This window comes from Pantoea hericii, from assembly GCF_014155795.1.
Classification (GTDB): domain Bacteria; phylum Pseudomonadota; class Gammaproteobacteria; order Enterobacterales; family Enterobacteriaceae; genus Pantoea; species Pantoea eucalypti.
In genome coordinates, this window is sequence record NZ_SCKV01000013.1 from 1 (window position 1) to 5,220 (window position 5,220).

At 50.0% G+C, this 5,220-nt stretch carries 4 protein-coding genes and 4 tRNA genes; 1 reads left to right on the top strand and 7 read right to left on the bottom strand.

Going from position 1 to position 5,220, the window contains the following annotated elements; all coding sequences use genetic code 11:
* From H7K52_RS18715 to H7K52_RS18735, 5 genes are all read right to left on the bottom strand, one after another.
* A partial coding sequence (locus tag H7K52_RS18715) for a GTP-binding protein (RefSeq protein WP_182630340.1) occupies window positions 1-675 on the bottom strand: 675 nt, incomplete at its 3' end.
* A 108-nt stretch (window positions 676-783) separates the two neighbouring features.
* A tRNA-Thr gene (locus H7K52_RS18720) sits at window positions 784-859 on the bottom strand.
* Between the two features lie 5 nt (window positions 860-864).
* Window positions 865-939, bottom strand: a tRNA-Gly gene (locus tag H7K52_RS18725).
* A 190-nt stretch (window positions 940-1,129) separates the two neighbouring features.
* A tRNA-Tyr gene (locus H7K52_RS18730) sits at window positions 1,130-1,214 on the bottom strand.
* Between the two features lie 7 nt (window positions 1,215-1,221).
* Window positions 1,222-1,297, bottom strand: a tRNA-Thr gene (locus H7K52_RS18735).
* 778 nt (window positions 1,298-2,075) lie between these two features.
* On the opposite strand from H7K52_RS18735, the gene coaA reads away from it, so the two are divergent.
* A complete protein-coding gene (gene coaA / locus H7K52_RS18740) occupies window positions 2,076-3,023 on the top strand; it encodes a type I pantothenate kinase (protein WP_033743664.1) in 948 nt (315 codons plus the stop codon).
* Between the two features lie 42 nt (window positions 3,024-3,065).
* On the opposite strand, the gene birA is transcribed toward coaA, so the two are convergent.
* Together birA and murB are read right to left on the bottom strand one after the other, a co-directional pair.
* On the bottom strand, window positions 3,066-4,025 hold the full coding sequence (gene birA, locus H7K52_RS18745; RefSeq protein WP_182630341.1) for a bifunctional biotin--[acetyl-CoA-carboxylase] ligase/biotin operon repressor BirA: 960 nt from the start codon (window positions 4,023-4,025) through the stop codon (window positions 3,066-3,068).
* Window positions 4,022-5,059, bottom strand: coding sequence for a UDP-N-acetylmuramate dehydrogenase (murB, locus tag H7K52_RS18750; RefSeq protein WP_008927171.1), 1,038 nt, complete (start codon window positions 5,057-5,059; stop codon window positions 4,022-4,024). Before murB ends, birA begins: the two co-directional genes overlap by 4 nt.
* Window positions 5,060-5,220 lie beyond the last annotated feature (161 nt).

Genomic DNA, 5,220 nt, shown 5'->3' on the forward strand with positions numbered 1-5,220 from the left:
ACCACGGCCAGAGATTGAGAATACGTCTTCGATTGGCAGCAGGAACGGCATGTCGATCGCACGGACTGGATCCGGGATGTAGTTGTCCAGGTGTTCAGCCAGTTCGACGATTTTCGCTTCCCACTCAGGAACGCCTTCCAGCGCTTTCAGAGCAGAACCACGAACGATTGGGGTGTCGTCGCCTGGGAAGTCGTACTGTGACAGCAGGTCACGTACTTCCATCTCTACCAGCTCCAGCAGCTCTTCATCATCAACCATGTCACACTTGTTCAGGAACACGATGATGTAAGGAACGCCAACCTGACGACCCAGCGGGATGTGCTCACGGGTCTGTGGCATTGGGCCATCAGTCGCAGCAACAACCAGGATCGCGCCGTCCATCTGCGCAGCACCGGTGATCATGTTTTTCACATAGTCGGCGTGGCCTGGGCAGTCAACGTGAGCGTAGTGACGTGCAGCAGTCTCATACTCAACGTGAGCGGTGTTGATGGTGATACCGCGGGCTTTTTCTTCAGGTGTGCTGTCGATCTGATCGAATGCACGAGCCTGGCCGCCGTTGGTTTTAGCCAGTACGGTAGTGATAGCTGCAGTCAGGGTGGTTTTACCGTGGTCAACGTGACCGATGGTGCCCACGTTTACGTGCAGTTTGTTACGTTGAAATTGCTCTTTAGCCATCGCTAGTCCCTCTAAGACACGGATATATCAATGATATCATCACATTAACCAGGCATTGCCTGACTGCAAGGAAGTTACAGAGAAAATCAGGAGGGAGATTAAAGGAAGTGGTGCTGATACCCAGAGTCGAACTGGGGACCTCACCCTTACCAAGGGTGCGCTCTACCAACTGAGCCATATCAGCACATCTGGAGCGGGCAGCGGGAATCGAACCCGCATCATCAGCTTGGAAGGCTGAGGTAATAGCCATTATACGATGCCCGCATCCTGGAACTCGGCTACCTGTTCTTTCTGTAGCTTGCAGATAACAGTGAATGTTTCTCTGCTATCTACTGTCTGCCAGCGAAGCTGACCGACGTTGACTTCGCTAACGCTCAGTCTGAATTCAGGGTGATAAGTGACTCACCTGACAGATAAACAGGTTGTTTACCTGTACTCAACCGTGAGGCTGAGATGGTGGTGGGAGAAGGATTCGAACCTTCGAAGTCTGTGACGGCAGATTTACAGTCTGCTCCCTTTGGCCGCTCGGGAATCCCACCTACTTGATGGTGCCGGCTACCGGAATCGAACTGGTGACCTACTGATTACAAGTCAGTTGCTCTACCAACTGAGCTAAGCCGGCATCAAGTGGAGCGCATTTTAGGAAGGTCGGGCCTTCGATGCAACTAAAAAATCACTAATTTTGTTCTATCGCTTACTATTTGTGCAAATCATCGCATTCTGGCGTTTTTGTGCAGAATATTTGTGCGATCTGGTCCTTTTTTTACACCGCCCACCCTGCCTCGCTATCGTCCCCTGCTGCTCTGGCATGCTCTTTTTAAGGTAAAATATTCCGCCCATCGCCTTTTTATTTTGCGCAGCCTGTTCTGAGTGATGCTTTTTTAACCCTTATCGGCGTTATTTTTCGTGCACTTAAGATATCTGCAGAACAGGGAGACGTTTTTGTCCTGCATATCTCTCTCGCTGGTACGACGATAACGGTAAAAAACGCTTCCAGTGTCTCGCAGCTCTTTATTCATAAGTTGGGAAACACACGCTGCATATTGAATGTATGCGCTTTTAGCCTCTCTCTACGCCGTTACAGCTCTATTGGGTCATAAAGGCGTGTGAATACTATTTAAGGCAGATAAAAGCCGCACATAAGCTTTGATGGCCCGTGTAGCACTATACGTAGTGATACAGCTGTCAGAATTAGCGTTATTATGATGTTTTGTGGGTATGCCGACGAAAGCGTGATCACGTTTATCTTTTTACTTCTGTTAAAAGCCATACTGGTGATACCCTCCAGCCCATTGTTCTCACTGATAAACCAGCGATTCGTGATTTATTTCACCTGTGCTCTCCTGCTTATCGGATGACACGCGGTTGATAGCAATGAATTTGCGGTCAGATGCATGCTTATGGATAAAACGACCCCCCTGACAACGCCTTATTTAGAGTTCACTCGTGAGCAGTGGGCTGCTTTACGTGATTCCGTTCCTATGACACTGTCAGAGGAAGAGATCGCGCAGCTGGAGGGCATCAACGAGGATCTCTCGCTGGAGGAGGTAGCAGAAATTTATCTGCCACTTTCGCGCCTGCTTAATTTCTATATCAGCTCTAATGTTCGTCGGCAGGCTGTACTGGAGCAATTTCTGGGTACCAATGGCCAGAAAATCCCCTATATCATCAGTATTGCGGGCAGCGTAGCCGTCGGTAAAAGCACAACTGCGCGTGTATTACAGGCGTTGCTCAGCCGCTGGCCTGAACATCGTAAAGTAGAATTGATCACGACGGATGGCTTTCTTCATCCCAATGCCGTGCTGAAAGAGCGCGGATTAATGAAGAAAAAAGGGTTTCCGCAATCTTATGATATGCACCGGCTGGTCAATTTCGTCTCCGATTTGAAATCAGGCGCCAGTCAGGTCACAGCACCGGTCTATTCGCATCTGATTTATGATGTCATCCCTGATGGCGATAAAGTGGTTCAGCAGCCTGATATCCTTATTCTGGAAGGTCTGAATGTATTGCAGAGTGGCATGGACTATCCCCATGACCCACATCATGTCTTTGTTTCAGACTTCGTTGATTTTTCTATCTATGTCGACGCTGAGGAAGAGCTGCTGCAAAGCTGGTATATCAATCGATTCCTCAAATTCCGCCAGGGTGCATTTACCGACCCGGACTCTTACTTCCACCATTATGCCCAGCTCTCAGAAGCGGAAGCAGTGGAGATAGCGGGCAATTTATGGAAAGAGATTAACTGGCTAAACCTGCGGGAAAATATCCTGCCAACACGCGAACGGGCCAGCCTGATCATGACTAAAAGTGGCAATCATGCGGTCGACAGGGTTCGCCTGCGTAAATAACCGCTCCAGTAAAAAAGCCTGCATTAGTGCAGGCTTTTTTGATCAGAGAGGACGTAGAGATATTTCTCCGCCCACCCAGGCTTTTATTTCGCCATCCTGCTCAAGTAACAGGCCACCCTGACTGTCAATGCCCCGCGCAATACCATGCACTTCACGTTCACCAATGAGCAATTTAACAGGCCGGTGAATAAAGTTATCCAGCACCATCCAGCGTGTAACAAAGGGCGTTAACCCTTCCTGCTCAAACAACGGCAGGGCTTCGCGCAGATTATTTATCAGTTGGGCGGCCAGCTCATTGCGGTTAACGGATACACCGGCTTCCTGCAGGTTAATCCAGCCCTGATTAATCTGCGATGCATCGGCTGTACGCATAGCAAGGTTAATCCCGGCCCCCATGACGATATGCGCGGCATCACCCGTTTTACCGGTCAGTTCGACCAGAATACCTGCCAGTTTGCGATCGTTAAGGTAAATATCATTGGGCCATTTGACGCGAACATCATCAGCCCCTAATGAACGTAATGTCTCAGCAATGATAATACCAATCACAAGACTAAGACCCATCGCCGCAGCGGGTCCCTGCTCCAGACGCCAGTACATAGACATGTAGAGATTAGCGCCAAAGGGAGAGAACCATTGACGCCCACGACGGCCACGACCAGCCTGCTGATACTCAGCGATACAGGCAGCACCCGACTCCATCTCATGCATGCGCTCCAGCAGATACTGATTTGTGGAGTCAATCACCGGGATAACAGAGATATTGCCCTGCTTAACCTGAGCGACAATTGCCTGCTCATCCAACAGCTGCATCGGGGCAGAGAGACTGTAGCCCTTCCCTGTCACGGTATAAACGTCAAGTCCCCAGCTTTTTAAGGTCTGGATATGCTTGTTAATGGCTGCGCGACTCATGCCCAGTGTTTCACCCAGCTGTTCGCCAGAATGAAACTCACCGTCAGATAAAATATCGACCAGCTTTAGCGGGATACTGTTGTCTTTCATGCGATTACCCCGACAGCATTGCACTCGCCCTGTGCCTGAATAAACCGCACCTCAGGCTCCAGCCAGACATCAAACTTTTCACCCACCTTCGCACGCACGGTTTTTGCCAGCGCAACGATATCGTCAGGTGTGGCATTATCAGCATTAATCAGCACCAGAGCCTGTTGCTGATGAACGGCGGCACCGCCGATACGATAACCTTTCAACTGACACTGATCGATAAGCCATCCGGCTGCCAGCTTGGTTTCACCATTCGGCATCAGATAGTGTGGCATAGCTGGAAAATGCGCCAGCAAGGCGCTGCACTGCGCCTCGGTAACGACCGGATTTTTGAAGAAGCTGCCTACATTCCCGGTCACTTTTGGATCCGGTAATTTGCTCTGCCGCATCTGGCACACCGCGTGATAAACATCCCAGGCGCTAGCCGTTACCGGATTCAGAGTCTTCAGATCACCGTAGGTCAATACGGGCTGCCATTGTTTAGGCAGGATTATCCCGACCGCGACGATGACATAACCTCTCTGATAGCGATGCTTGAAAATGCTGTCACGATAGCCAAATTCACAGGCTTCACGATCGAGACGCTCTGTCTCACCACTGTCTAGGTTAAGCACATCCACATATTCGCAGACATCTTTTAATTCCACACCATAGGCACCAATGTTCTGAATCGGTGCAGAACCCGTCATTCCAGGGATTAATGCCAGATTCTCCAGGCCAGTGATCCCTTTTTCCAGTGTGCTCTTAACCAGCTGATGCCAGTTCTCACCTGCTCCGACATGCAACTTCCAGTACTCATACTCATCCTGAATGTTGATGCCTTTAATGCGGTTAAGTACCACAGTACCAGCGAAATCATCCAGAAAGAGGACATTGCTGCCTTCACCAAGCACCATGAAAGGGGTTTGATCACGCTGGCTGGCCTGCCATGCAGCCAGAATGGCAGCTGGCGTCTCAGCAACGATGCGTTTCTGTGTATGTACTTCAAGCCCAAGCGTATTGTCGGCTTTTAAGGAAGGATGCTGGCTGGACATTTGACGACCTTTACTGAGTTATCTGGGCGTAGTTTACCGTATCAGGGAGGGGTTCTCAGGCTGTTTTCGGGGATTATGATGAGGTTTTTCACGATCTGCAGACGTAAAAAAGCCCCGCACTCTCGTGCGGGGCTTCTTCACTTATATAATGCCTGGCAGTT